Annotated in this window: 23 protein-coding genes; 13 read left to right on the top strand and 10 right to left on the bottom strand. The window is 67.1% G+C overall.

What is annotated here, in order from left to right:
- Positions 1-80: 80 nt before the first annotated feature.
- A complete protein-coding gene (locus tag DIZ26_RS37020; RefSeq protein WP_112249285.1) occupies positions 81-653 on the top strand; it encodes a helix-turn-helix domain-containing protein in 573 nt (190 codons plus the stop codon).
- A 3-nt stretch (positions 654-656) separates the two neighbouring features.
- On the opposite strand, the gene DIZ26_RS37015 is transcribed toward DIZ26_RS37020, so the two are convergent.
- Entirely contained in the window at positions 657-1,409 is a 753-nt protein-coding gene (locus tag DIZ26_RS37015) for a lysozyme family protein (RefSeq protein ID WP_112249236.1), read from the bottom strand.
- Positions 1,410-1,647: 238 nt separating this feature from the next.
- Between DIZ26_RS37015 and DIZ26_RS37010 the strand changes: the two genes are divergently transcribed.
- Positions 1,648-4,890 (top strand): TIM-barrel domain-containing protein, encoded by a 3,243-nt coding sequence (locus DIZ26_RS37010; RefSeq protein ID WP_112249235.1) that lies wholly within the window; start codon positions 1,648-1,650, stop codon positions 4,888-4,890.
- 3 nt (positions 4,891-4,893) lie between these two features.
- Here the strand turns inward: DIZ26_RS37010 and DIZ26_RS37005 are convergent, their stop codons facing one another.
- Positions 4,894-5,322, bottom strand: coding sequence for a hypothetical protein (locus tag DIZ26_RS37005; RefSeq protein ID WP_112249234.1), 429 nt, complete (start codon positions 5,320-5,322; stop codon positions 4,894-4,896).
- 141 nt (positions 5,323-5,463) lie between these two features.
- Between DIZ26_RS37005 and DIZ26_RS37000 the strand changes: the two genes are divergently transcribed.
- A complete protein-coding gene (locus DIZ26_RS37000; protein ID WP_112249233.1) occupies positions 5,464-6,660 on the top strand; it encodes a serine hydrolase domain-containing protein in 1,197 nt (398 codons plus the stop codon).
- Here DIZ26_RS37000 and DIZ26_RS36995 read toward each other — a convergent pair.
- Entirely contained in the window at positions 6,657-7,892 is a 1,236-nt protein-coding gene (locus DIZ26_RS36995) for a Gfo/Idh/MocA family protein (protein WP_112249232.1), read from the bottom strand. The genes DIZ26_RS37000 and DIZ26_RS36995 overlap by 4 nt on opposite strands.
- 74 nt (positions 7,893-7,966) lie before the next feature.
- Here DIZ26_RS36995 and DIZ26_RS36990 point away from each other — a divergent pair, with 74 nt between their 5' ends.
- From DIZ26_RS36990 to DIZ26_RS36965, 6 genes are all read left to right on the top strand, one after another.
- Entirely contained in the window at positions 7,967-9,148 is a 1,182-nt protein-coding gene (locus DIZ26_RS36990; protein WP_112249231.1) for an ROK family transcriptional regulator, read from the top strand.
- An 84-nt stretch (positions 9,149-9,232) separates the two neighbouring features.
- A complete protein-coding gene (locus DIZ26_RS36985; protein ID WP_112249284.1) occupies positions 9,233-10,483 on the top strand; it encodes an ABC transporter substrate-binding protein in 1,251 nt (416 codons plus the stop codon).
- A complete protein-coding gene (locus DIZ26_RS36980) occupies positions 10,480-11,481 on the top strand; it encodes a carbohydrate ABC transporter permease (protein ID WP_232828963.1) in 1,002 nt (333 codons plus the stop codon). Before DIZ26_RS36985 ends, DIZ26_RS36980 begins: the two co-directional genes overlap by 4 nt.
- The gene (locus tag DIZ26_RS36975) at positions 11,474-12,283 is read left to right on the top strand and encodes a carbohydrate ABC transporter permease (protein WP_112249229.1); all 810 of its coding nucleotides are present in this window, start codon (positions 11,474-11,476) and stop codon (positions 12,281-12,283) included. The genes DIZ26_RS36980 and DIZ26_RS36975 overlap by 8 nt, the downstream gene beginning before the upstream one ends.
- Positions 12,284-12,313: 30 nt before the next feature.
- On the top strand, positions 12,314-13,705 hold the full coding sequence (locus DIZ26_RS36970; RefSeq protein WP_112249228.1) for a DUF4832 domain-containing protein: 1,392 nt from the start codon (positions 12,314-12,316) through the stop codon (positions 13,703-13,705).
- 15 nt (positions 13,706-13,720) lie between these two features.
- Positions 13,721-15,145: a DUF4832 domain-containing protein gene (locus DIZ26_RS36965; protein WP_112249227.1), complete on the top strand. Its 1,425-nt coding sequence runs from the start codon at positions 13,721-13,723 to the stop codon at positions 15,143-15,145.
- 3 nt (positions 15,146-15,148) lie between these two features.
- Here DIZ26_RS36965 and DIZ26_RS36960 read toward each other — a convergent pair whose 3' ends face one another.
- On the bottom strand, positions 15,149-16,768 hold the full coding sequence (locus tag DIZ26_RS36960; protein ID WP_112249226.1) for an alpha-L-fucosidase: 1,620 nt from the start codon (positions 16,766-16,768) through the stop codon (positions 15,149-15,151).
- A gap of 149 nt (positions 16,769-16,917) precedes the next feature.
- Here DIZ26_RS36960 and DIZ26_RS36955 point away from each other — a divergent pair, with 149 nt between their 5' ends.
- Both DIZ26_RS36955 and DIZ26_RS36950 read left to right on the top strand, forming a co-directional pair.
- Positions 16,918-18,234 carry a sensor histidine kinase gene (locus DIZ26_RS36955; protein WP_157979941.1) on the top strand — a complete coding sequence of 439 codons (1,317 nt, stop codon included), beginning with the start codon at positions 16,918-16,920 and terminating at the stop codon, positions 18,232-18,234.
- Positions 18,231-18,884, top strand: coding sequence for a response regulator (locus tag DIZ26_RS36950; protein WP_112249224.1), 654 nt, complete (start codon positions 18,231-18,233; stop codon positions 18,882-18,884). The genes DIZ26_RS36955 and DIZ26_RS36950 overlap by 4 nt, the downstream gene beginning before the upstream one ends.
- Here the strand turns inward: DIZ26_RS36950 and DIZ26_RS36945 are convergent.
- Entirely contained in the window at positions 18,881-21,220 is a 2,340-nt protein-coding gene (locus DIZ26_RS36945; RefSeq protein WP_198676487.1) for a carbohydrate-binding protein, read from the bottom strand. The two genes, DIZ26_RS36950 and DIZ26_RS36945, sit on opposite strands and share 4 nt — an antisense overlap.
- A gap of 130 nt (positions 21,221-21,350) precedes the next feature.
- On the opposite strand from DIZ26_RS36945, the gene DIZ26_RS36940 reads away from it, so the two are divergent.
- Complete coding sequence (locus tag DIZ26_RS36940) at positions 21,351-21,728, top strand: ester cyclase (RefSeq protein WP_232828961.1); 378 nt, start codon at positions 21,351-21,353, stop codon at positions 21,726-21,728.
- A gap of 498 nt (positions 21,729-22,226) precedes the next feature.
- Here DIZ26_RS36940 and DIZ26_RS36935 read toward each other — a convergent pair whose 3' ends face one another.
- The 3 genes from DIZ26_RS36935 to DIZ26_RS36925 all read right to left on the bottom strand — a co-directional run bounded on the left by DIZ26_RS36935 (position 22,227) and on the right by DIZ26_RS36925 (position 24,056).
- Complete coding sequence (locus DIZ26_RS36935) at positions 22,227-22,421, bottom strand: hypothetical protein (protein WP_112249223.1); 195 nt, start codon at positions 22,419-22,421, stop codon at positions 22,227-22,229.
- A gap of 50 nt (positions 22,422-22,471) precedes the next feature.
- The gene (locus DIZ26_RS36930; protein ID WP_112249222.1) at positions 22,472-23,446 is read right to left on the bottom strand and encodes a GNAT family N-acetyltransferase; all 975 of its coding nucleotides are present in this window, start codon (positions 23,444-23,446) and stop codon (positions 22,472-22,474) included.
- Between the two features lie 103 nt (positions 23,447-23,549).
- Positions 23,550-24,056 carry a GNAT family N-acetyltransferase gene (locus DIZ26_RS36925; RefSeq protein ID WP_112249221.1) on the bottom strand — a complete coding sequence of 169 codons (507 nt, stop codon included), beginning with the start codon at positions 24,054-24,056 and terminating at the stop codon, positions 23,550-23,552.
- Positions 24,057-24,108: 52 nt separating this feature from the next.
- Between DIZ26_RS36925 and DIZ26_RS36920 the strand changes: the two genes are divergently transcribed.
- Positions 24,109-24,720 (top strand): SecDF P1 head subdomain-containing protein, encoded by a 612-nt coding sequence (locus tag DIZ26_RS36920; protein ID WP_112249220.1) that lies wholly within the window; start codon positions 24,109-24,111, stop codon positions 24,718-24,720.
- Between the two features lie 16 nt (positions 24,721-24,736).
- Here the strand turns inward: DIZ26_RS36920 and DIZ26_RS36915 are convergent, their stop codons facing one another.
- On the bottom strand, positions 24,737-25,099 hold the full coding sequence (locus DIZ26_RS36915) for a PRC-barrel domain-containing protein (RefSeq protein ID WP_112249219.1): 363 nt from the start codon (positions 25,097-25,099) through the stop codon (positions 24,737-24,739).
- Complete coding sequence (locus DIZ26_RS36910) at positions 25,086-25,379, bottom strand: hypothetical protein (protein ID WP_112249218.1); 294 nt, start codon at positions 25,377-25,379, stop codon at positions 25,086-25,088. The genes DIZ26_RS36915 and DIZ26_RS36910 overlap by 14 nt, the downstream gene beginning before the upstream one ends.
- Between the last annotated feature and the right edge of the window lies 1 nt (position 25,380).

The raw sequence follows: 25,380 nt of genomic DNA, 5'->3' as shown, positions 1-25,380 counted from the left end.
AGCTGTCACCTCCGCCGCCAGCGTGGACCGCAGGTGATCCGTCGTGCAAGGAAAATTGCGGATCCGCAATCATGGGCACCATGGCAACTCAAGAAGACGTTCTCGCCGGCGTGGGACCACGGCTGCGGGCCCTTCGCCGGAGCCGAGGGGTGACGCTTGCCGGCCTTGCCGCCGAAACAGGCCTGACGGCGAGTACCTTGTCCCGGCTCGAAACCGGGAAACTCCGTCCCACGCTGGAACAACTGCTCCCGCTCGCCCGCGCGCACGCGGTACCGCTGGACGACCTCGTTCAAGCCCCCCTGACCGGGGATCCCCGCATCCACCTGCGGCCCGTCCGGCGATTCGGGCTGACCGTGATACCGCTGACCAGGCGGCCCGGCGGGATCCAGGCCTACAAGGTGATCTACCCGCCCGCGAACCGCGAACGCTCGATCAAGCTCCAGACCCACGACGGGTACGAGTGGTTCTACGTCCTCAACGGGCAGGTTCGCCTCATCCTCGGCGACCAGGACCTGCTCCTCGAGGCCGGTGAAGCGGCCGAGTTCGACACCCGATTGCCGCACGCGATCAGCAGCGCGGGTAACCAGCCGGCCGAGTTGCTCACCTTGTTCGGCGCGCAAGGAGAACGCGCCCATCTCGCCCCACGCCGGTGAAGGTCAACTCCTGACGGCGTTCCCGGCCTTCGTCCAGTTCTCGTGCAGTTTGTCGAGGTAGGACTGGGCCTGAGCGCCCGGCTTGGCGCCCGCCGCGAAGGCGTGCATGTTCCGCGCGCCCGTGTTGTAGCCGAGGGCAAGCAATTCGTCCCGGCCGAACTTCCCGCCCGTACGGCGCGGCAACCGGGCAGCCAGGTCGTGCAGATGCCAGGCAGCCGCCTCGATCGCCAGCTCCGGATGATCGGGCAACTCGTCCCAACGCCGGCCGGCGAAGGAACGGCCGCGCCTGACCTCCTCGAAGGCGGCCCGGTGCATGTTGGCGATCCCGAACGCCGCATCGGGTTTGAAGTGTTGCCAGGAGCGTTCGAGCTCCGGGTTGTGCGGCTTGTAGTCCTCGTTGTAGAGGATCGCCATCAGCAACTGAGCGCTCACTCCGGCCCGAGCCGCCGACCCGCGAACCTGGACGGCGAAATGCGCCGGATCGTAGTTCACGAACCAGTCCCCGGAAGCCTCACCACTCGGCTCCGGCGTAACCGTCGACTCGGACGGACCACCCGGCTTCGGTGTGCCACTCGGCTTCACCGTGTCACCAGGCTTCACCGTGGCACCAGGCGTCGGTGTGGCACTCGGGTTCGCGGCAGTCGGCGTACCGGCAGCCGTGGGAGTGGTCGGCGTCTTCGGTGAGTCGTCCCCGCGGGCAGCCCACGCCGCGACCACAACGGCCCCGATCGCGACCCACCACCAGCCCTTACTCACTCACGCCTCTCGTCGCCGCGGCACCGGACCACCAACGATACCGAGCACTCCACGCGATACCGAACAACTCCGCGCCCGGCCCGGCAACCCGCACCGGGCGGCTCAGGTGACACATCCGAGCCACCGGTCGGCAAACAGCGCGACGACCTCTGGACACGCTCTGCTCCAGTGTGGTCACATTCCGCTGCATCAGATTTACAACGCTGTAGATTTCCTCCTCCAGGAACGGAGTTCCATCGTGCGGACGAGAACAGCGACCACCTTCCGCCGCCTCTGCCCCCTCGCCCTCGCCGCCTGCGCGATCGCCGCGAGCACAGTCGCCCTACCCGCCGCATCCACCACCGCGGCCGCCACCGACACCCCCACGGCCACCGTCACGGCGGCAAGCCGAACGATCGTCGCCGGCAACGCCCGGTTCCAGGTGCTTTCCCCGACGCTGATCCGGACGGAGTACGCCGGTGACGGCCGGTTCCAAGATGCGCCGACGTTCAACGCCGTCGGCCGCAACGCCTTCCCTGCAACGCCTTTCACCTCGACGACCTCCGGCGGCGTGCTGACCATCCGGACCAGCGCGACAACCCTGACGTACCGGCTCGGCTCAGGTCCGTTCGACGCCGGCAACCTCGGTCTCCACCTCAACGCCGGGAACGCCGTAGTCGCCGCCTCGCCCTGGCATCGCCTGACCTGCCCGGTCGGCGCGCTCTGCGAAGCCGAGGACCTCACCGCCGACGGCCTCGGTACCGCGACCGACCACAACGGCTACACCGGCGGCGGCTTCCTCGCCGGGTTCGAAACCACCGGCGCCCAAGTCTCTGCAGATATAAGCGCCGCAGAAGCAGGCACCTACACACTCACCGCCCGGTATGCCAATGGCACCGGCGGCGACGGCAAACACGAAGTACGGACGCTCAGTCTGTCCGTCGACGGCGGCCCACCGACCACGCTGACCTTCGCCCCGACCGACGGCTGGGATTCGTGGGCGCTCGCGTCGGCTCCGATCACGCTCGGCGCCGGGCATCACGTCGTACGGCTCAGCCGATCCGCCGCCGACTCCGGGAACGTCAACGTCGACAGCTTCGCGGTACTCGAGCCCGGCTCCGGCTATCCGCCTGCGAGCGCCCGCGCGTACGGCGACTGCGCGTTCGGCGTCAGCTGCGAGGCCGAGGCAGGTCTCCCCGGTGGCTCGGCCAGGTTGGCGAGCGACCACCCGGCGTACGCCGGACGCGGCTTCATCGCCGAGCTCAACGACGGGTCGAGCCTCACCCAGCGCGTCGTCGGCGTTCCCGCGGACGGCACCTATCAACTCTCCTTCCGCTACGCCAACGGCACCGGGGGCGACGGCAAGCACGAGACCCGGACCGCCACCGTCACGGCAGCCGGCGTGACCCGTACGGCGTCCTTCCCCGCGACCACCGACTGGGACACCTGGAGCACAACCTCGGTCCCCGTCGATCTCAGTGTGGGCACGAACGAGATCGTCCTCGCCTGCCCCGGTACGTCGAGTTGCCACGTGAACCTCGACTCGCTCGCGGTCACCGCGACCGGCGTACCGGCTCCGCGACCGCACCTCGCCCTCGGCGGGTACCGTCGCGGGCTGGACGGTGTGAACGGCGACAACGGCACGCCGTCCACCACCGAGGGACTTCTGCATCGAGACGGCTGGTACCTCCTCGACGACACGACCTCGGCGCTCTACGACACCGGGAGCCGCAGGACAACGCAGCGACCGGCGCACGGCGCGAACCCGTACCAGGACGGCTACCTCTTCGCATTCGGCCATGACTACAAGACGGGCCTCGGCGACCTGGCGACGCTGACCGGACCGCCGCAACTGCTCCCCCGCTGGGCGTACGGCGTCTGGTACTCCGAGTACTTCGATCGCACCGCCGCCGACTACCGCGACACCATCCTGCCGAAGTTCCGCTCGAACGGCGTACCGCTGGACGTGCTCGTCACCGACACCGACTTCAAGGCGCCGGACACCTGGAACGGCTGGGAGTTCGACCGGACGAAGTTCCCCGACCCGGCCGGCTTCTTCGCCTGGTCGAAGTCACAGGGCCTGCACAACAACCTCAACATTCATCCGAGCATCATGGGCTCCGACCCACAGTTCGCCCAGGCACAGGCCACCGCGAAGGGGAAGCTGACCAAGTCCGGCTGCGGCACCGACTGCTACGTCTTCGACTGGGGCGATCCGGACCAGCTCAAGGCCTACCTCGACCTGCACGGCGAGATGATGCGACAGGGCAACGACTTCTGGTGGCTCGACTGGTGTTGCGACAGCTCTCGTTCCAGCCTGGCCGGCGTCACCCCGGATGCGTGGATCAACCAGCAGTACGCCGATCTCGCCGCGCCCGCGATCGGCCGCGGGTTCGTCATCTCACGCGCCTACGGGTCCTTGCAGGCCGGTGGCTACGGTGGCCCGATCGGTCTGGCGACCGGTCCGTGGGCGGACAAGCGCAGTACCTTGCACTTCACCGGTGACACCTCGTCGACATGGGGCACGCTGGCGATGGAGGTCGGCGTGACTCCGGCCGAATCGGCGGCGACCGGCATGTCCGCGATCAGCCACGACATCGGCGGCCACAACGACACCACCGGCCTGCCCGGCAGTGAGATCTACACGTCCGGCGGGCAACAGCGTCGTACGGCCAAGCTGCCCGACGACATGTATGCGCGCTGGGTCCAGCTCGGGACGTTCCAGCCGATCGACCGGCTGCACAGCAATCACAGCGACCGGCTGCCCTGGCAGTACGGGCCCGCGGCGGCAGCTTCGGCGACCCGATTCCTCAACCTGCGCGAGAATCTGGTGCCCTACACCTACACGCTCGCCCAGCAGGCGGCGACGACCGGCGTACCGGTGGTCCGACCGACGTACCTGGAATATCCGGAGGAGCCGACGGCATACACGGCCGCCGGGAGCGAGTACTTCTACGGGCCGGATCTCCTGGTCGCTCCGGTGACGACGCCGGGGACTACGGCGACCACCACCGTCTGGTTTCCGCCCGGCCAGTGGACGGACTACTTCACCGGCAAGACGTACGCCGGTGGAACGACCCAGCAAATCACGACAGGCCTCGACACCATGCCGGTGTTCCTCCGGGCCGGCGGCATCATGACGACACGCACTGCGAACGTGGCGAACGACGTACAGAACCCGTTGACCAAGGCAACGGTAACCGTCGCGACCGGCGCCAGCGGAACGTTCACGCTCTACGAGGACAACGGCTCGACGACGAACAAGGCGCAGAGCGCGAAGACGAAGCTCACCTACACCGAGAATCACGGCAAGCACACTCTGACCCTCGGTCCCGCACAAGGCCGATTCCCAGGTCAGGTGAGCGCACGGGAGTGGACGGTCAAGTTCCTCGGCGTACCGACGGCACCTGCCACAGTCAGCGGCAGCGGCGACTGGTCCTGGGACGCGACCACCCAGAGCCTCACCGTGAAGGTCAGCTCCACCCGCCGGATCTCGTTCTGAGACTCAGTCGAAGGGACCCGTGCCCGGTTCGACGTTACCGCCGCCGAGCAGGTCCGAACTGTCGGTGCTCCGGCCGGGCTCGGGGATCCGGTCGGCGTACCGCTTGACCCGGGCGATCGCGAGCAGGATGGGAAGACCGACGAGCCCGACGACGAGCAGCAATACGCCGGGGAGCCGGTAGCCGGGATCGCGCACCAACAAGATCCCGGCTACTGCCGAGCCTCCCGCGAGTGCGCCCCAGGGGCCGATCGTCCAGCGTCGTGCCATTCCGGCGACAGCCAGCCAGCCCGCTACCACGGCGACCACGGCCGCAGCAGTCGACGCCGCGCCCCCGTCGAGCGTTGCCGCAGCCACCAAGGCCGCGACGAGGACGAGGAGAGCAAGCCACGCAGGAACGCGTGGCGCCGGTCGCGAATCGCGCAGTTCGGTCACGGCGACTCACAGTACAAGCCCCCGATCCGGCACGGCAAAGGTAGAGCCTGCTGTACTCCGATCCGCCCGGCAGCTGGATGGTTCGGCGGCCGCTGCGTTCCTAGCGTTGGGACCAACCACAACGTCCCTCAAGGAGCAGTCATGACTGAGCCCTCCCGCCCAGATCTCAAGCACCGCATCGGCTTGTCCGGCAGGCGGTTCGCGGTGGCGGTCACCGCTGTCGCGTCGCTCACCGGTCTCGCCGGCGCAGCAACCCTCACCTCAGCTGCGCCGGCGGCCGAAGCCGCGACCAGCCGACCGCACAACGCCGTCCAGGACAATCTGAACAAGCTTGTCCAGGGCAACAGTTTCCCCGGCGCCATCGCCACCGTCCGGGATCGATCCGGCCACGTCCGCACCTACACGGCAGGCGTTGCAGACCGTACGACGGGTGCGCGGATCGCGCCCGGCAGCCGCGTCCGGATCGGCAGCAACACCAAGCCCTTCACCTCGACCGTCATCTTGCAGCTGGTCGGCGAAGGAAAGATCGGCCTCGACACCCCGATCGAGAAGTACCTTCCGGGCATGGTCCGGGGAGACGGCATCGACGGCCGTCACATCACCGTCCGGCAGTTGCTGCAGCACACCAGCGGCATCCCGGACTACGACGACATCCTGGTCGACTTCCTGCCGCTGCAGCACACCTACTGGGAACCGCGCGAGATAGTCGACGTCGCGCTGCGGAGGAAGGCTTCCTTCCCACCCGGCACGAGCTGGGAGTACAGCAACACCAACTACATCCTGGCCGGTCTGATCGCCCAGAAGGTCACCGGCCGTCCGATCGGCGAGGAGATCACCCGGCGCGTGATCAACCGCGCGGGCCTTCGCGACACCTACTGGCCGTCCTTGGGTGACCAGCGCATCCTGGGCCCGCACCCGCACGGCTACTACAAGACCACGCCGAACGGCAAGGAAACCGACGTCACCGAACTCGATCCGTCCCTCGGCTGGTCCGCGGGCCAGATGATCAGCACACCCGCCGACCTGAACCGCTTCTTCACCGCACTCATCGATGGCAAGCTCCTGAAGCCCGCGCAACTCAAGGAGATGCTGACCACCGTGGACGCACCGGACTTCGACGTCGTCAGCGGTTCGAGGTACGGCCTGGGCATCGCCCAGCTCAAGCTCTCCTGCGGCGGTACGGCGTGGGGTCACGGTGGCGACATCTTCGGCTTCGAGACCCGCAACGCCGTCACCACCGACGGCCGCGAGGCAGCCGTGGCGGTCACCGCCATGCCCACCACGATCGAGGACGCCAAACGAGTAGCGAAGTCCCTCGACACCGCGCTCTGCAGTTAAAGCGAAACGACAGTGCCGGTCGTCCGGGCCTCTTCGGCGGCCCAGACGACTCGGTGCGTTGCAAGGCTGGTGGCAGCGTCGGTGGGTAGCAGGGTCGGATCGCCCGACTCGACTGCTCGCAGGAAGGCGGCCGTGAGTTCCTGGTCGCCGCCGCCGTGGCCGTCACCGTCGGCCTCCGGTACGGCGAGGAGCTCCTCCTCGCCGGTCCGGAAGTCGACCAGCCGGATCGTGCTGCCGTCGCCGTCCAGGAAGCCGTGCGTACCGAGCAATCTGGTCCGGCGATGCTCCATCGGGGTGAACGCGCTCATCGTGAACGAGCAGGTGGCACCGTCCGCGAACTCCAGGTTCACCACCTGATGATCGACGACGTCGTTGTCGCAGGCATACACGCATCTCCCGTACGGCCCGGTCCGGAGCGCCTCGAGTACGCCGGCCTCGGTGCGCTCATCGGTCACCGCGCCCAGCGGCCAGAAATGCTGATCGGAATCGGCCAGACAACCGAGATAGAGACGCTTGGCCGAGTATGGGCAGCTCGACTCCAACGGACAGTCGACACAGCGCGCCGCAGCTCCGGCCGGTCGCTCGGAGGCGCGGAAATGGGTCAGGCTGCCGAACGAGCTGACCCGCGCCGGCGCCGCGCCGAACAGATGAACGAGCCAGTCGAGGTCGTGACAGGCCTTGGTGAGCAGCATCGGCGCCGAGGTGTCCGCGCGCCGCCAGTGCCCACGGACGAACGAATGTGCCTGATGCCACCAGCCGACCGGCTCCAGGTGCTGCACGTTCACCAGCCGCCCGATCCGGCCGGACCCGAGCAACTCCTTCACCATCCGCGTGTACGGGGTGTACCTCAGCACATGGCAGACCGCCAGGATGATCCCGTTGCGTTCGGCCGCGCTCGCGATCGCGGCGGCATCGTCCTCGGTCGTCGCCATCGGCTTCTCCAGCAGCAGGTGATAGCCGAGATCCGCCAGCCGGACGGCGGGATCGCGGTGCAACTGGTCCTGGGTGGCGATGATCGCCGCATCGGCCAGCCGGCCGGCGTCCGCGAGCTCGGCCCAGTCGGCGTACAGGTGTTCGGGCGGTACGCCGAACTCGGTGCCGAGTGCCGATCGGCGGCCCGGATCCGGCTCGGCGATCGCGGTCACCCGGGCAGCTCCGGAGCCGACCGCGCCACGGGCGTAGAGCTGTCCCCGCAGGCCGCCGCCGACCAGGGCTAGAGTCACGGTTGTCATGGATTCCTTTCTCCGAATTATTAAGGAGTCCATCATTATTGACACCAAAGACGACGAACCTCAAGGGGCGGACGATGACCGAGGAGCCGAGCGGCGGCGACCTGTCGAGGCTGCGGCAGCTCAACGCACAGGCGGTCCTGCGCGCGCTGCGTGACGACAAACCGCTGACGCTGACCGAGCTGGCCAAGCGAACCGGCCTGTCCCGGGCGTCGACCGAGGACGTCGCCCGGGAGCTGATCGAGCGCGGCTGGGTCGCCGAGGCCGAGCCGACCGCCGGTACCGTCGGCCGGCCGGCCCGGCGCTACCGGTTCCGCGCCGATGCGGGACGAGTGCTCGGCGTCGACATCGGCGGGCACTCGATCCGCGCGCTGGTCACCGATCTCGACGGTGCGGTCCAGCACTCCACCAGCGTGCCGGTGACTCCCCAACTCGGCCGCAAGGAACGCCTCGCCGCGCTGGACACCTGCGTGGCCGCGGCACTCACCGGCGCCGACGTGACCGCCGGGCAGATCTGGTCGACCGGCGTCGCCACGACCGGCCTGGTCGACGGAACGGGGAAGGTGATGCTGTCCGATTCGCTGGCCGAGTGGACCGGCGTCGATCTGGCCGCCCATCTCCGCAAGCTGGTCGGAGCACCGGCCCGGGTGGAGAACGACAGCAAAGTGGCCGCGCTGGCCGAATCGTGGCGGGGCGTCGCCCGGCACGCCAAGGACGTGGTGTTCCTGCTGGCCGGCGTACGGACCGGTACCGGCCTGATCATCGACGGCAAACTGCACCGGGGGTTCGGCAACGCAGCGGGTGAGATCGGCGCCCTGCCGGCGATCGGCTGGCTCAAGGCGCCCGACCAGCTGCGCGCCTGGGCGGGCGACAAGGACGAGTTCGAGGACGTCTTCCTGGCCGCCCGCGACGGCGATCGCGCGGCCGTCCGCGCGGTCCGGCGCTATACCCGCGACATCGCGATCGGCGTCTCGGCGCTGATCCTCACCCTCGACCCGGAGTTGCTCGTGATCGGCGGTGGCTTCTCCCGCTCGGCGGATCTCGTCCTCCAGCCGCTGCGCGCCGAGCTGGACCGCTGGTGCCTGCGGACGCCCGAGATCAGGGTCTCGACCTTCGGCGACGAGGGGGTGGCGCTCGGCGCCGTCCGGCTCGCCCTCGAACAGGTCGAGTCCCGCCTGTACGACGGCGCCGAGCTCTCGCCGGCCGGAATCGCGGGTGCCTCGGGGCGACGGGCCGCCGGCCCGGCCGGCGGCAGGTGATTCGCGCCGACCCCTTGACATAATTTCCATGGACTCCATGATTAATCCCAATCACCGGGATGTGTCTGGAGGACCAGGATGTGGATGTCGAAGAGGCTGGGCGCGGTCGCGCTCGCGACGATGCTGGCCGTGTCGGCCTGTTCGGGCGGCGGTGACGGCAAGGCAGCCGCCGCCGACCCGAACGCGAAGGTCACCCTGTCGTACGGCGTCTGGGACGCCAACCAGAAGCCGGTGATGGAGACGCTGGCCACTGAGTTCACCAAGACCCACCCGAACATCACCGTCCAGGTGCAGCTGACACCGTGGGCCGACTACTGGACCAAGCTCAAGGCCGCGGTGACCGGTGGTGCGGCGCCGGACGTCTTCTGGATGAACGGCCCGAACTTCCAGCTCTACGCCTCGAACAAGGTGATCGCGCCGATGCCGGGCGACGCGGACCTGTCGGTCTACCCCAAGCCACTGACCGACCTCTACACCTTCGAGGGCAAGCCGTACGGTCTGCCGAAGGACATGGACACCGTCGCGGTCTGGTACAACAAAAAGCTCTTCGACGCGAAGAAACTCCCGTATCCGAAGGACGATTGGACCTGGGCGGACTTCACCGACACCGCGGCGAAACTCAGTGACCCGGCCAAGGGCGTCTACGGCACCGCGGCCCAACTGGGCAGCTTCCAGGAGTACCAGTACGACACGATCGCGCAGGCCGGCGGCTACGTCATCTCGCCGGACGGCAAGAAGTCCGGCTACAGCGACCCGAAGACCATTGCCGGCCTGAAGTTCTGGACCGACCTGATCGAGAACAAGTCCTCGCCCGACCTGAAGACGATGACCGACACCACTCCGATCCAGCTGTTCGAGGCCGGCAAGATCGCGATGTACTGGGGCGGCTCGTGGAACGTCTCCGAGTTCACCGCGAACAGCTATACCAAGGGCAAGGTCGACGTCGCCCCGCTCCCCCGCGGCGAGAAGCAGGCCACCATCATCCACGGGGTGGCGAACGTCGTCTCCACCAAGACGTCGCACCCCGACCAGGCCTGGGAGTTCGTCCGCTACCTCGGCTCGAAGCAGGCCGCGGAGATCCTTGGCCAGAAGGGGCCCATCCCGGCGTACGACGGCACGCAGACCGCGTGGGTCAAGGCGCATCCCGAGCTCAAGCTCCAGACCTTCCTCGACTCGGTGAGCTACGCGGTGCCGTTCCCGGTGTCGAAGAACACCGCGGCGTGGAACGAGGCCGAGCTCACCTACCTCACCAAGGCCTGGACCGGTCAAGAGCCGATCGACAAGGCCGCCACAGAGCTCGCCCAGGCCATGGACACGTTGCTGGCGAAGGAATGACCACGACGATGACCCCACCGCACCGATCCGCGACCGCGGGTGCGCGGCGCGGAGCGGAGCGCGGTGGATGGCGGAGAGGCCGGGCACCGCGGCGGGGGCGAGGCCCCAGCCGCCGGAAAGAGGCGTTGTGGGGCTACGCCTTCATCGCTCCGACCGGCCTGGGGATCGCTGTCTTCTACCTCTGGCCGGTCCTGCAGACGGCGTACTTCTCACTCACCGAGTGGGGTGCGTTCGGCGGCCACACCTGGACCGGTCTCGACAACTACCGACGGCTGAGCAGCGATCCCGAGGTCGGCCGGGCGTTGGTCAACACGCTGACCTATACCGGCCTCGGCCTGCTCAGCATCCCGTTGGCGATCGGTTTCGCCGTCCTGCTCAACCGCAAGGGCATGCGGTTCGTCGGGTTCTACCGCACGCTGTTCTTCCTTCCCGTCGTCACGATGCCGGTAGCGATCGCGATGGTGTGGCGGTGGCTCTACAACGGCGATTACGGGCTCATCAACTACCTGCTGTCGCTGATCGGGATCGACGGACCGAACTGGGTCGCCGATCCGGCGACCGCCCTGTACGCGTTGGTCGTCGTCGGCGTCTGGAGCAGCGTCGGCTACAACCTGATCATCTTCCTGGCCGGGCTGCAGGCGATCCCCAAGGAGTACTACGAGGCGGCCGCCATCGACGGCGCCGGCCCGTTCCGCCAGTTCTTCAGCGTCACGCTGCCGCTGCTCTCGCCGACGGCGTTCTTCGTGTCGGTGGTCTCGGTGATCGGTTCCTTGCAACTGTTCGACCTGGTCTACGTGATGGCAGGCTCCGGCGCGGGCGCCCGGGCGAATCCTGCGTTCCCGCGACTGGAGACCGTCGTCCAGTTGTTCTACGACCGGGCGTTCGTGACGAACGACCGTGGTTACGCGGCAGCGATCGTGATGATGCTGCTGCTCGTCATCGTCGTCCTGACCGCCGTGCAGTTCCGGTTCCAGAAGAGGTGGGTGCACTATGCGTAAGAACCTCGGGGTGCACACCATTCTGATCGCCGCCGCGCTTGCGATGGTGGCGCCGTTCTGCTGGCAGATCGTCACCTCACTCAAGTCGTTGAGCAATGCAACGAAAGTTCCGCCGTCGCTGCTGCCCGAGGGCCGCTGGGACAACTACGGCAAGGTCTTCGACGTTCTGCCGTTCGGTCATCAGTTCCTCAACACCGTGCTGATGGCCGGGCTGCGCACGATCGGGCAGGTGCTGTTCTGCTCGATGGCCGCCTATGCGTTCGCCCGGCTGCGGTTCCCCGGACGCAATGTGCTCTTCGGGATCCTGCTCTCGGTGCTGATGGTGCCGCCGCAGCTGTTCATCATTCCGCAGTACCAGATCATCTCCTCGCTCGGCTGGCTCAATTCCCTGCAGGCGTTGGTGGTTCCGGGTCTGTTCAGCGCGTTTGGCGTCTTCCTGCTCCGGCAGTTCTTTCTCGGTCTGCCCAAGGAACTCGAGGAGGCCGCGGCGATCGACGGCGCCGGACCGGTACGCATCTACTGGTCGATCGTGCTGCCGCTGGCCCGTCCCGGCCTGGTCGCACTCGCCCTGCTGGTCCTGCTCTGGTCCTGGAACGACCTGTTCTGGCCGCTGGTCGTGAACACCGACCCCGGCAAGATGACGCTGTCGGCCGGCCTCGCCTCCCTTCAAGGACAGTTCCAGACCGACTACCCCGTCCTGATGGCCGGATCGCTGCTCGCCTCCCTGCCCATCATCGCCGTCTTCACCGTCCTGCAACGCCAGTTCATCCAAGGGATAGCCACCTCCGGCATCAAAGGCTGACCCCTTCCGCCGCCCCAGAAGGACACCGCCATGAAATCTCTCCGCCCACTCGAACTGCTCGCCGCCGTGCTCGCTGCCACCCTCGCCGTCGTCTTCCCCGCCCACGCAACCACCAGCGCGCTCCCGGCAACCGATGACCCCGGGACTCCGCTGACCTACACGCCGGCGACCGACAACTTCGCCAACCCCGAGCGCGGGCTCTACCACCACACCGGAGACTGCGACAAGACGGACTTCTCGCTCGCCACTCTGCAGAGCTATCGCACCGGCCAGGGCATCTCGCTGGTGATGTGCATCTTCTACCTCGCGGAGTACAAGAACTCGGCGATCGCGCAGTCCGCACTGGATCATCTCCAGCAGCAGCTCGCGACCGTCCGGGCAGCCGGCCTCAAGGTCGTACTGCGGTTCGCCTACACCACTTCGACCAGCGGAGACGACGCGCCCTTGTCCCGCGTGAAGTCCCACCTCGACCAGCTCGCGCCTTACCTGAGCAGCAACAAGGACGTGATCACCGTGATGCAGGCGGGCTTCATCGGCGCCTGGGGCGAGTGGTACTACACCAAGAACTTCGGCAACGCCGGCGTGATCAGCGCCGCCGACTGGGCCAACCGCAAGGCCGTCACCGACAAGATCCTCAGCGTGCTGCCGTCGGACCGGATGATCCAGGTCCGTACACCGAAGCTCAAGCGGACGCTCTACTCGACCAGCCCGGTCACGTCCGGTCAGGCCTACAACGGATCGGCTCTCTCCAGGGTGGGTCACCACAACGACTGCTTCCTGGCGAGCGCGGACGACTTCGGCACCTACGAGAACACCTCGGTCGAATATCCCTACCTGCAGTCCGACACGACGTATGTGCCGATGGGTGGCGAGACCTGCGGCACGAACCCACCACGGTCGAGCTGTCCCACGGCCCTGACCGAACTGGCGCAGTTCCACTGGTCCTACCTGAACACCGACTACGAACCCAACGTCCTCAACTCGTGGAGCACCGGCGGCTGCCTCGCGGACATCACCAAACGACTCGGCTACCGCTTCACCCTGCAGAACAGCACTTTCCCGACCACCGCCACGCGAGGTGGCAGCCTCCCCGTGACGATCAACCTGCACAACGACGGCTTCGCCACCCCGTACAACCCGCACAGCGTCGAGCTCGTACTGCGGAACACGTCGACCGGAGCCGCCCAGCGACTGGCGATCAACACCGATCCGCGCCGATGGACGGCCGGTTCGACGACCACCATCTCGCAGACGCTCACCATCCCCGCAGGCCTTCCGACCGGCAGCTATGCCCTGCTCCTCAACCTGCCCGACCCGCAACTGTCCAGTCGCCCCGAGTACTCCGTGCGCTTCGCCAACCAGTCCACCTGGGAGCCGGCGACCGGCATGAACTCGCTCCTCCGCACCCTCACCGTCAGTTGATTCAAGGAGACCGCTGTGAAACGACTGTTCGCGGGTATCGCCCTGCTGGGGCTGGTCCTGCCGACTCAGGCTGCTGTTGCCAGTAGCAACGGATCGAAGACCACCACCCGGACCTACACGTCGTCCACCGACGTGATCGCCAACCCGGAGCGTGGTTTCTACCACCACACCGAGACCCACTACTACGCGGACGGCACCGGCTACGTGCCGCTCGACGTGACGACATTGCGCAACTTCCGGACCCAGGAGAACATCACCCAGATCCTGCGGGTCTTCTACCTGGAGAAGTTCGCCGGCAAGGACGTCCTCGACAAGGCCTATCTGGACAAGGTCCGCGCCGACTTCAGGACCGCCCGCGCGGCCGGGGTGAAGACGATCGTCCGCTTCGCCTACGCCCTGCCCGGCGACGGGTGGCCACCACCCACGCCGTACGGCGATGCGCCGGTGGCCCGGGTGCTCAAGCACATCGCGCAGTTGACACCGATCCTGCGTGAGAACGCCGACGTCATCGAGCTCGTGCAGCAGGGCTTCATCGGGTTGTGGGGCGAGGGCTACTACACCGACTACTTCTCCGACCCGGCCGACCCGAGCATCGTCACCGACCAGAACTGGGCCGATCGCAAGGCCGTCACCGACGCGCTTCTCCGCGCGCTCCCCCTCGACCGGATGATCCAGGTGCGCACGCCGTACATGAAACAGCGCATGTACGGTCTCCCGACCGGGGCTGCGGGTGGGCTCGACGCCGCGCACGCCTACGACGGGTCGCCGGTGGCGCGGATCGGACATCACAACGACTGCTTCCTGGCCAGTCCGGACGACTTCGGTACCTACCTCAGCGATCCGCTCGAGCTCGACAAGGATTTCGTTGCCCAGGACACCAATTATGTGCCGGAAGGCGGCGAGACCTGCGCCGTGAACTCGCCCCGATCGGACTGGCCGTCCGCTTCCGAAGAGATGGCTCGGTTGCACTTCTCGTTCCTGAACACCGACTACAACCAGGATGTACTGAGCACCTGGGGCGACAACGTCGCCACCGCGAAGAAGCAACTCGGTTGCCGCTTCGAACTGGTGAAGGGGACCTTCACCGACAGCACCCACCCGCACGGCAAGGTGACGGTCAGCCTGGACATCCGCAACAGCGGCTGGGCTGCGCCGTACAACCCACGGAAGGTCCAGCTGATCTTCCAGAGCGCCAAGCACACCTACAAGGTGACGCTGCCGGTCGACCCGCGCCGCTGGGCTCCCGGCACGACGACCACACTCACACAACAGGTGAACGCGCCCGTCGTACCGGGCCGGTACCGCCTCCTGCTCAAGGTCGCCGACGCGTCGCCGCGGCTGCAGGGCAACCCGGCCTACTCGGTCCGGTTCGCCAACGTCGGCACCTGGCAGCCCGCGACCGGCTACAACGATCTCGGTCAGGTCGTGACGGTCAGGTAGGCCCTATTGACCGGCCCCGTCTGTGATCCGGAAGACGGGACCATAGCGGCCATCGGCGGCGGCCTTCAGTACCGTCTTGCCGCCGCCGATGGTCAGCTGGACGGCTGTGTTGCCGCTCAGCCTGGTCGCCTTGCCGCTCAGGGAGACGTCGTTGAGGACGATGTCGCCCTTCGGGTTGCCGAGGACAACGACGTACAGGTCGTTGCCTCTGGCAGTGAAGACGACTTTGTCGCCGGCGGCCGTGGTCGTCGACGACCTGGTCCAGGGGCGGGTGCCATTCATCGCCTCGCGGTTGGTGCGTAGCCACGAGCCGACTCCGGTCAGGCAGCTGAGCTGCGCCGGGACGATCTTGCCCTCGCCGCCGCTCGGGCCGACGTTGAGCAGGAAGGCACCATTGTTCGCGGCCGCTTTGGCCAGGGAAGCGATCAGGTCGGGCGTCTTGGCGTAGTCGGCCTCGGTCTCCGCCCGGTTGTAGCCGAACGAGCCGCCGATCCCCCGATCCTGCTGCCAGAACTTGGCCTGGATGCTGTCGAAGTCGGTGTACTCCGGGGTCCGGAAGTCGCTGTGCGGCACGTCGGCCGGCGTACTGATGCTGTCGGCAACATCCTTGTTCTTGAACAACGGTTTCATCAGCGTGTCGAATCCCCAGCGCATCGGCTTGGGACTCATCACCTGGCTGCCGAACGACGCCGTCCGCCAGCGGTCGTCGACGACGCCCTCGGGGACCGTGTTGTAGTAGTCCGCGATCAGCGAGTAGAGCCGCTTCGAGCCGGTAGGCCAGGAGATGTCGTTCCAGAGGATGTCCGGCTTGTACCGGTCGATCAACTCGTGCATCTGGTCGATCGCATATCGGCGATAGTCCTCGCCGTAGCGCAGGTAGGAGTAGTCGCCGAGGGTCTGCACGACCTTCTGCTGGAACGTCCAGTCGACACCGCCGGAGTAGTACATTCCGAACTTCAACCCCTGCTTGCGTACCGCGGTGGCCAGCTCCCCCATCAGGTCCCGCTGGGCGTGGAAGTCAGGCGCGTGCGGATTCCGTACTGCGGTGGGCCACATCGAGTACCCATCGGCGTACTTCGCTGTCACCACGACGTACGAGGCACCGGCTGCCTTGAACTGCGCCGCCCACTGGTCCGGGTTCCAGTGAGTGAGTCCGGCCGTGAAGGTCTTGGCGAAGTCCGCGTACGGCGCGTCGCCGTAGTGCTCCCGGTGGAACTTGGCGGTTGGCGACGTCGGGTCCTTCATCGCGTTCGCGTAGTCCTCGGCATACGGGTTCCGCGTGATCGCGTGGTCGTACTGGGTTTCCAGCAGCTTGTTGAAGGTGGTCCCGGTCGGCGCGTAGCCCGGCACGGAGTACAGGCCCCAGTGGATCATCACGCCGAACTTGGCATCCTGGAACCACTTCGGCAACGGGTGCTTGTTCAGCGACTTCAGATCCGCGGTGTAGGGCCCGGAGGTCGTCATCTCCGCCTTGCGCCCGTCCTGCCAGGCCCAGATCTTCGTCCCGGCAAGAAAGACCAGGACGAGGGCAAGGGCCAGTACTACGAGTCCGCCGAACGCGCGGCGAATCCGGTGCCGCTTCTTCTTCGGAGGCTGCTGAGGCTGGATCAGTTCGCTCGACATCCTCCCAGCCTCGCCTCTCCACCCCCCTCACCGAGTCCCCCAACAGCATCAACTCAGCAACTAAAGGTTGACCCCGGCACCGCCCACCGCAGCCCTAGCCCGGTGCCGCCGGCGCATCGTCGTGCGGAACAACCGTTAGCCTGGGGAGGGTGGCTAGTCAGTCGGAGGCGGGGATGCTCGCCGCGTTGATCACGCCCGGTTCGCGGGCCGCGCCCGGGTACGACCGGCCGACTCCGCGGGACCGCGTCGTTGACGTCGCGTTCGTCGTGGTCGGCTTCCTGCTCGGAGCGCTCGGACTCGGCGACGTCGCGAGTACGGCGAGATTCGACCCGCCGGGTTGGCTGATTGTCACCACCTGGATCGCATCCGCGTTGTCACTGGCCCTGCGGCGCCGGTGGCCCGTCGGTCTGGCCGTCGTCCTGATCCTGCTCTCGGTGTTCTTCCCGCCCGTCGGTGGTCCGAGCGTGCTGGCGCTGTTCAGCGCGGCTGTCCATCGCAGGCCGGAGGTCAGCCTGGCGCTCTGCGGAGCGGGCGTTGCCTCCGGCATCGTTCAGTTCTGGGTCTACCCGCCGGCCGGGTCGGCGTCGTACTGGCTGGCGGTCGGCATCGCCGCGTTGGGTTGTCTGGTGCTGACCGCCTGGGGCATCGTCGTGCGGACCCGGCGGGAACTGATGGCCTCACTCACCGAACGAGCGGTCCGCGCGGAGACCGAGCAGAGGCTGCGAGTCGAGCAAGGCCGACAGCAGGAACGCGAGCGGATCGCCCGCGAGATGCACGACGCGCTCGGCCATCGGTTGTCGCTGCTCTCGGTCCACGCGGGCGCCGTCGAGTTCCGGCCCGAGCTACCTCCCGACGAACTCTCCCGGATCGCCGGCGTCATCCGCAGCAGTGCCCGAGATGCAGTCAGCGACCTGCGGGAAATCGTCGGCGTACTCCGCTCGCACTCCACGGCCGACGGTCCTCGCCGGGGCATTGCCGAGTTCGACGACCTCGTCGCCGACTGCCGCTCGGCTGGCATGACCGTAGAAGTTGCCGTCGGCATCGACCTGACCACAGTCCCGGAATCCGTCGGCCGCCATGCCTACCGCATCGTCCAGGAGGGCCTCACCAACGCCCGCAAACACGCCCCAGGCCAACCGGTACGCGTCGCAATAGACGGAAAACCCGCCGACGGGCTGACCATCGAGATTCTCAACCCACTGCCCCCACCCAGATCCCGCGACTCGCGCAGCTCGGCCGCCTGGGCCGGCTTCGAAGGCCCGGATAGCTCATCCGACCTCGGCGGCTCGGGTGGCTCGGCCGGCTCGGGTGGCTACGGAGGCTTGGGTGGGCCGGGGTCTCAGGTCGGATTGATCGGGCTCGGTGAGCGCGCTTCGCTGGTGGGTGGTCGGATCGAACACGGCGAGACGCGGTCCGGCGACTTCCGCCTGGCCGCCTGGCTCCCCTGGCCGAAGGACGCACGATGACAGTTCGCCTCTTGCTGGTCGACGACGATCCGCTGGTGTGCGCCGGACTGGCAGCGATGCTGGGCGGCGTACCGGAACTGGAATTGGTCGGCCAAGCCGGTGATGGGCGCGAGGCGATCGACGCAGTACGGGATCTCCGGCCTGACGTCGTGCTGATGGATATCGGGATGCCGGTGCTGGACGGCGTCGCGGCGACCGCGGCGATCCGGCGGCGTACGGATCCACCGGCCGTGATCATGTTGACCACCTTCGGCTCCGACGCATACCTGCTCAGCGCGTTGCGGGCCGGCGCATCCGGCTATCTGCTCAAGGACGCTGCCCCCGCCGAGATCGTCGACGCCGTACTACGCGTTGCTGCCGACGAGTCCGTGTTGTCGGCGCGATCGACGCGTCAGCTGATGGACTACGTGAGCTCGACCGATCGTGACGGCCGCCGGGCAGCGGCCGTCACGACCTTGAGTGTGCTCACCGGTCGCGAGCGCGACGTCGCGCTGGCCGTTGCCCAGGGCAAGAGCAATGCCGAGATCGCCGACGAACTCGATCTCGGCCTTGCCACCGTCAAGACCCATCTGACGCGCGCGCTACGGAAGCTCGAGCTGAACAACCGGGTGCAACTCGCCATCCTGGCCCACGACGCGGACCTGGTTTAGCTCAGCTTCAGGTAGTCGACGTTGAACCCGCCGGTCTCGCAGAACAGCGTGACCACCTGCTCGCCGGCGGGCAGCGTCACCTGTGTGTGAATCGACTGGTACGCCGCCCAGCCGCCCGTGTCCGGCACCGAAACCTTGGCCAGTACGGCGCCCGACGCGTCGCGAAGCGAGATCGCATCGGGTGCGACCGCACCGGTACCGTTCGCGACGCGGAACTCCACGTCGTAGGTGCCGGCCTGGGCGACATCCACCCGGTACTGCAACCAGTTGCCGGCCGCCGTCCAGCCGACGTTCTTGCCGCCGCTGGCCGCCGAGTTGCTCTCGATGAAGTTCGCGCCGCCGTCGGTCCAACCGTGCTGGGCGACATACGACTCCGCCTCGATCTTCTCGCCGATCGGCGTACCGTGCGGGCGGACGGTCACGTGCAAGGTCACCTCGTCGTGCGCCGCGCCATCAGTGACCAGGAACTTCAGGTTCAGCTCTCCAGCCGTCGTCGGGTGAAGTGTCACCACGCCGGTGGTGGCGTTGAGGCTGACGCCATCCGGCAGCTCGGTCGCGTAATACGCGAGCCGGTCACGATCGCGGTCGGTCGCCGACAGCTGTACCTGCGTGGTGGAGTACTGGTCGGCGACGACATCAGCCACGGCACGCAGTACGGGAGCGTGGTTGCCGTGCGCCGACGGGACGTCGCCCTGCCAGCGGTAGGTGGCATAAGAGTTCGCGGGAACCGTTGTGGTGAACGACTTTCCGGCGAGGAGCACGCGGACCGTCTTGGGAGTCGCGTTGCTGTTGCCGAGGATCGCGACGAAGTGGTTGCCGCGGTCCTTGTAGACGACATTGGCGATTCCGTCCGTGCTCGCGCTGGACTCGACCCGTACGTCGTCCGGCGTGAGGTACTTGGCGAACTGGCCCATCGCGTACAACTCGTCGCGGACGCTGAACGTCTTCGTCGTGGTGTCGACCTTCACCAGCCGGTTCGGCCACTTCGTGGTACGGCCGACCTCTTCCCAGTCGATGTTGTTGTCCCGCGCGGGAGTCCAGTGCAAGGTGCCACCGTCCTGGTCGGTGGTCTGCGCCCACATGACGTACGACGAGGCGTCCAGCCGGAAGTAGTTCAGGATCGTGGCGGGACTCAGGTCGCTGGTCTCGGTCATGTGCACCGGCTTGCCGGTCTGCTCGTACGCGTCTCGCATCACCGTCGGGTCACCCCAGTACGGGTGGAACGCGATCGCGTCCGCGGCCTTGGCGGCCAACGGATCGTTGAGAATCCGGTAGTAGTTCTTGGTCTCGGTGCTGTTCGGGTCGCGCCAGTCCCAGAAGTTGAAGTCGTGCACGTAGAGCTCTGTGTGCAGGCCGGCCCGCTTGACCTCGCGCTTGATCGCGACCGCCAGCTTCTGCTGCTGCTCGACGCTGATGTCCATCGCCGGGTAGACGACGTCGATACCGGGCTCGTTCAGCAGGGTCAGGGCGTCGACCTTGATCCCGTGCTTCGCGTACGTCTGCACGTACTTCACGTAGTACCGGGCGAACACGTCGATGGCATCGTCGCGCAACTTGCCGACCTGGTAGTACGACGTGGTGCTGCCGGGCTTCAGCGCGACCTCACCGGTGAACTTGTTGTTCGTCTTCATCCAAGCCGGAGCGCTCCAGGCCGAGGCGAAGAAGGTGGCACGCGGGTTGTAGCGCTGGATCAGCTTGACCGTGTCGACGATGTGCGCATCGAGATCGCGCTGGATCGAGAAATACTTCAGGTCTAAGTCTTCGGTGACGCCGGGCGGCAGTTCGTCGTACGACCAGAACGGCAGGTGCTCGATCAGGTCAGGGCTGCCGATGGTCAGCCGGAAACGGTCGAAGCCTGCGCCGGTCCTCGGGTCGACCAGGAGCTTGATCGCACGGTCCCGCTCGGCCGGGGTCAGCTTCCAGAGATTGGAGACGCTCGTCTCGTCGAGGGAGAAGCCGATACCGGAGTAGCGCTGCCGCAGCGTGCTCGGGTCGATGACGACTTCGGCGTCACCAGCGCCGCCCTCGTCTCGTCCCATCCGGGTGGTCGGCAGCGGCTGCCAGGCTTGTGCAGCGCCGGTCGAATATGTGCCGGTGACAACAGTGCCGTGCTCTGGGCTGTGATCGGGGCCGTCGCTCGGGCTGTGGGCCGGCCGGGTGAGTGATGGCTCCGTCCCGGCTGCCACGGGCCGGCCAGCTGTCACGGGCCGGCCGGCTGTCGCGAGCAGGCCTTCGGCGGGGGACCGGCCGGCTGTCGCGGGTAGGCCTGCGGTCGCCGCGAGCACACTGCCTGCCGCGGCGGCGACGAGGACCGCCGCGGAGATGGATCGCCTCACGATGCCTCCTTCAAGGCGCGGGGAAAGCGCTTGCGGGCGACAGCCTAGACATAGTTCACCTCTTTATCTATGGCTTGAACTATCTGATCGCGACGGCTTTGGGTACTTGCCGGCAAAGAAAGGAGAGGTCGTGGATCACGAGATCGCGGAAGACTTCTATCGGCGATACATGGAGCGCTGCAATGCCCACCGGTTCGACGAGCTGGGTGAGTTCGTCCATCAGGACGTGCGGATCAACGATGAACCTGCCGGCCTCGAGCAGTACGCCGCCGGGCTGCGTGCGATGGTCGAACCGTTCGTGGACTATCGCTGGCAGGTACTCGACCTGCTCGCGGACGGCGACCGGCTGGCGTCCCGGTTCAAGGACACGGGCGTGCTGCCGGACGGGCGGAAAATCAGCACACAGGAATTCGTCGTCTACCGCCTCGACGACGGCAAGATCGCCGAGGTCTGGGGAATCTGGGTCAAGGCGGACACGTCGGTGCTGAACCAGCTGGACGACGCCTGACCCACCTCAGGCCCTGGTGGTTCGTCACCGGGCGCCGGTTCGTCGCCGGGCGCCGGTTCGTCGCCGGCCGCTGGTTCGTCGCCGGCCGCTGGTTCGTCGCCGGGCTCTAGTTCGTCCCGGACGCCGGTTCCTCGTTGAGCTGGTTCGTCGCCGGGCGCTGGTTCTTCGCAGAGCTGGTTCGTCACCAGGCGCTGGTTCTTCGCTGAGCTTCGTCACCAGGCGCCGGTTCTTCGCAGAGCTGGTTCGTCACCAGGCGCTGGTTCGTCGCTGAGCTTCGTCACCAGGCGCCGGTTCTTCACTGAGCTGATTCGTCGCCGGGGCGCTAGTTCGTCCCGGGCGCTGGTTCGTCGGCAGGGTTCGGTTCGTCGTCGAGTTCTGGTGGCTCGTCCGGATCCGGTGTACCCAGTGGGTGCACCGGATCCAGACCGCCCGGCGTCGCCGGATCCTCGGGCCTGCCCAGGGGCTCGATCGGATTCGGCTCGGCCGTGGTGGACATGGTCAGTCGCGGGGTAGCTGCTCGTTGGGGTCCTCGTCCGGATCAGGCTCGGGAACCGGCTGCTGCAACGGACTGTCGTCCCCCGGCCTGATGCCGATGTCCGGGGTAGCGGTATCGGGGTTGCCGGGGTCCGGGTTGTCCGGATCAGGCACCGGAACCACCGGTGGAACCGGCGGCATCGGATTCGTCGAACTCATCGCAGTACCTCCTAAGGTATTGCTCGCTGACCCTCCGGTACCCGATTCCGTCAGCTTCCAACTCGGGCGGTGGGGAGAACGCAACGCAGCCCGTCCATGACGAGAATGGGGTTCATGCCGACCGACAGGTAGAGGCCGAGCGCCGGGGTCGGGTTGTTCGTGTCGACGTGCAGCATCGTGCCGGCTCGCCCGGCCGCCGTGTCGAGGGCGAACGCGTCGCGCAGCAAGAACTTCGCCAGTCCCCGCCCCCGGAACTCTTCGAGCACGCCGAGCATCGCGATGTGTCCACAGTTCTCCTCCTCGACGAATCCGTCGTTGCACTGCCGGACCGCCACGGCCCGCCCATCCACCTCCAGCACAGTCAGCTGGGACCAGTCGAACGTCGGCAGCGCCTCGAGCGCCTCCACCCACTCGTCGTGTGGCCGGGGAACGAACCCGAACTGACCGCGGAAGCTCTCGTTGACGACCTTCTGAGCCGCCGAGCGGGCCGCGTCGTCGAACGCCCCGCGGCGAACCACGACGCCCTCAGGCACGCCCGGAACGGCGACGTCCGCGGTGTGGTCGATCCGCATCCGGTGGTACGTCGTACCGAACGCGCAGCCGCGGTCGCTCAACAACGCACGCAGCGGCTCGTCGGCACGAAAGATGAAGAAGTCGACGGTGACCTCGGCGTGCCCGCGTTCGTGTCCCATCTCGCGGGCACGGCTGGTCGCCCGTTCGAACAGCCAGGCCGCCACCGCAGGCTCTTGCGATGTCAGGTCGATCTGGACCACCTGCCGGTCACCCAAGCCGAACGAGGCTGCCAACCCGATCGGCAGGCCGTTGCCGGCGAGCACGAGCCAGCTGTCGGTGCCCCGATCGAAGCCCGGCTCTGCGAGGAAGGCGGTCACGCCGTCCAGCGTGCAGTCGGCGAACCCGATCATTGCCAGGTTGTAGGCCGAGAGCAGGTCAACGATCGCCTCGGCGTCGTTCGGCTCAGGCGGGCGGAAGGTGTAATCGTCCGGCAGCGCAACCGTGGTGGTCATGCGGAGCGGACAGGTCGGCGGAGATGAACCGGACGAATGCTGTGAAGAGATTTCACGATGCCCCCTTGGACACCTGCTAGATGCGCCAAGAGACACCGAAGTTTCAATCAGCAGTGCGGTCGATCCTGAACTGGCGGTAGAAGCTCGGCGTACCGAGAAACAGCTCGTCCTCGCCGCGACCTGTCTCAGACATTCCGAGAGAGGTCAGAATACGAACCGAGGCGTGATTGGCGTCGACGGCTTCGGCCCAGATCTCGTCGAGGCCGAGCTGACCGAAGCCATAGTCGAGGCCGAGCCGCGCGACCGCGCTGCCCAGCCCCTGACCCCAGCGGTCGGAGGGTCCGATCACGTACCCGAGTTCGCGTCGCCGCGGCTCGTCGCCGGCGAAGTCGACATAGCCGACCACCTGTTCGCCAGCAACGGCTGCCAGTCTCAGGTGGTCTGGTTTCGGATGAGTGATGATCTTCTGCCAATGTGCCTGATGCTCAGTCAAAGGCAGGCCGGCGGTCCAGCCGGCGTGCTCGCAGAAGCGATGGTCCTCACTCCAGGACGCGTAGGTGTCCCCATCGGACGCAGCCAGGGGGCGCAGGGAGACCTCCGGTGCCGTCATGAGGCGAGCTTGAACGGGGAGCGGTGACTCTGGTCAGCGATAGATTCGCACCATGAGTGACAGTTCGCAGTCGCCGCAGTACGGGGGTCCGCAGTACGGCGGGCCGCAGTACGGGGGGCCTCCGCCGAAGAAGGGGCGCGGGGCGCTGGTGTTGGTGGGTGTGCTCGTGCTGGTGCTTGTTGTCGTCGTGGCGGTGGGGGCTGTGGTGCTTGTCAAAGGTGATGACCACAAGGCGGACAGTGCGTCGGGGAGGCGGCCGGCTGCGGCTGGAGTGGTGGAGTTCAGGCGGGTTCTCAAGGCGGAGGCTGGGAACTGTGATGCCGCGCCGGCGGGGGTGGCCTGCGATTCGGGCGGGAATCGGTACTCGCTTGGCAAGGTGGAGTTGGACGGCGGCAGTGTGACCCAGGTGAAGGCGGTCGCTGGTCAGAACTCAGACTGGTACGTGAACCTCAAGCTGGATTCCGCCGGCAGCCGGTTGTTCGGCGAGCTCACCGCGGACCTGGCCCAGAAGAAGCCGCCGCAGAATCAGCTCGCGATCGTAGTTCGCGGTCGCGTGGTGAGCGCCCCGACCGTGATGTCGGCGATTCCGGGCGGCGACGTGCAGATCGCGTCGGGGTTCAGCAAATCGGACGCCGAGAAGCTGGCCGCCGACATCACCGGCTGACCTCGACCCGCCGATGTCAGTGGCTGGGGAGCTGGTGTGGGTCGAGGCGGGTGGGGAGCTCCTCGAAGGGTTGCAGGTCGGTGGAGCGCGAGCGGACGAGGTCGGGCGAGAGGTGCTCGATGTCTTGCCAGGGGAGGTAGCGGACCGCACCCAGGCGGCTGTGGACGATGCGGCGGAGGAGGGCCGGGCCGACGTGGCGTTCGTAGCCGAAGAGTCTGGTGACCCGGCGTTCGACGACGATCAGGCCGTCGACGCGCAGTGCCGCTTGTTTCGACTGTTGCAGCGGGCCGTCCTGCACCAGCCGGACGTCCGCCACCGTACCGACGTTGTTGCCACGGGCATCGACGACGCGTACTCCGAGCAGGTCACTCAGTCTCATTGCCGGCTCCCGGAATCTTGCCGATCAGGTGCTGCTCGACCCAGTCGTCGCCCTTGGTCAGATTCAGCTGGTACGGCGTGATCTTCACGGCACTGTCGATCTCGGCGATGTCGGCCGCCGGGATCCGCTGGTGCCCGGAGATCAGCGCGGCGACCACCGGTATCTCCGAGCGCAGGTCCAGCTCGACGTCGTCCACCTTGCCGAGCAGGGCGCCGCTGCGGTACTCGATCAGCTGGCGGTCCATCAGGTGCAGCTGCGCGTGCAGGATCTTTCCGGTCATC

It is taken from the genome of Kribbella monticola (assembly GCF_003261635.1).
Lineage (GTDB): Bacteria > Actinomycetota > Actinomycetes > Propionibacteriales > Kribbellaceae > Kribbella > Kribbella monticola.
This window is presented reverse-complemented; position numbering and strand designations above follow the sequence as displayed.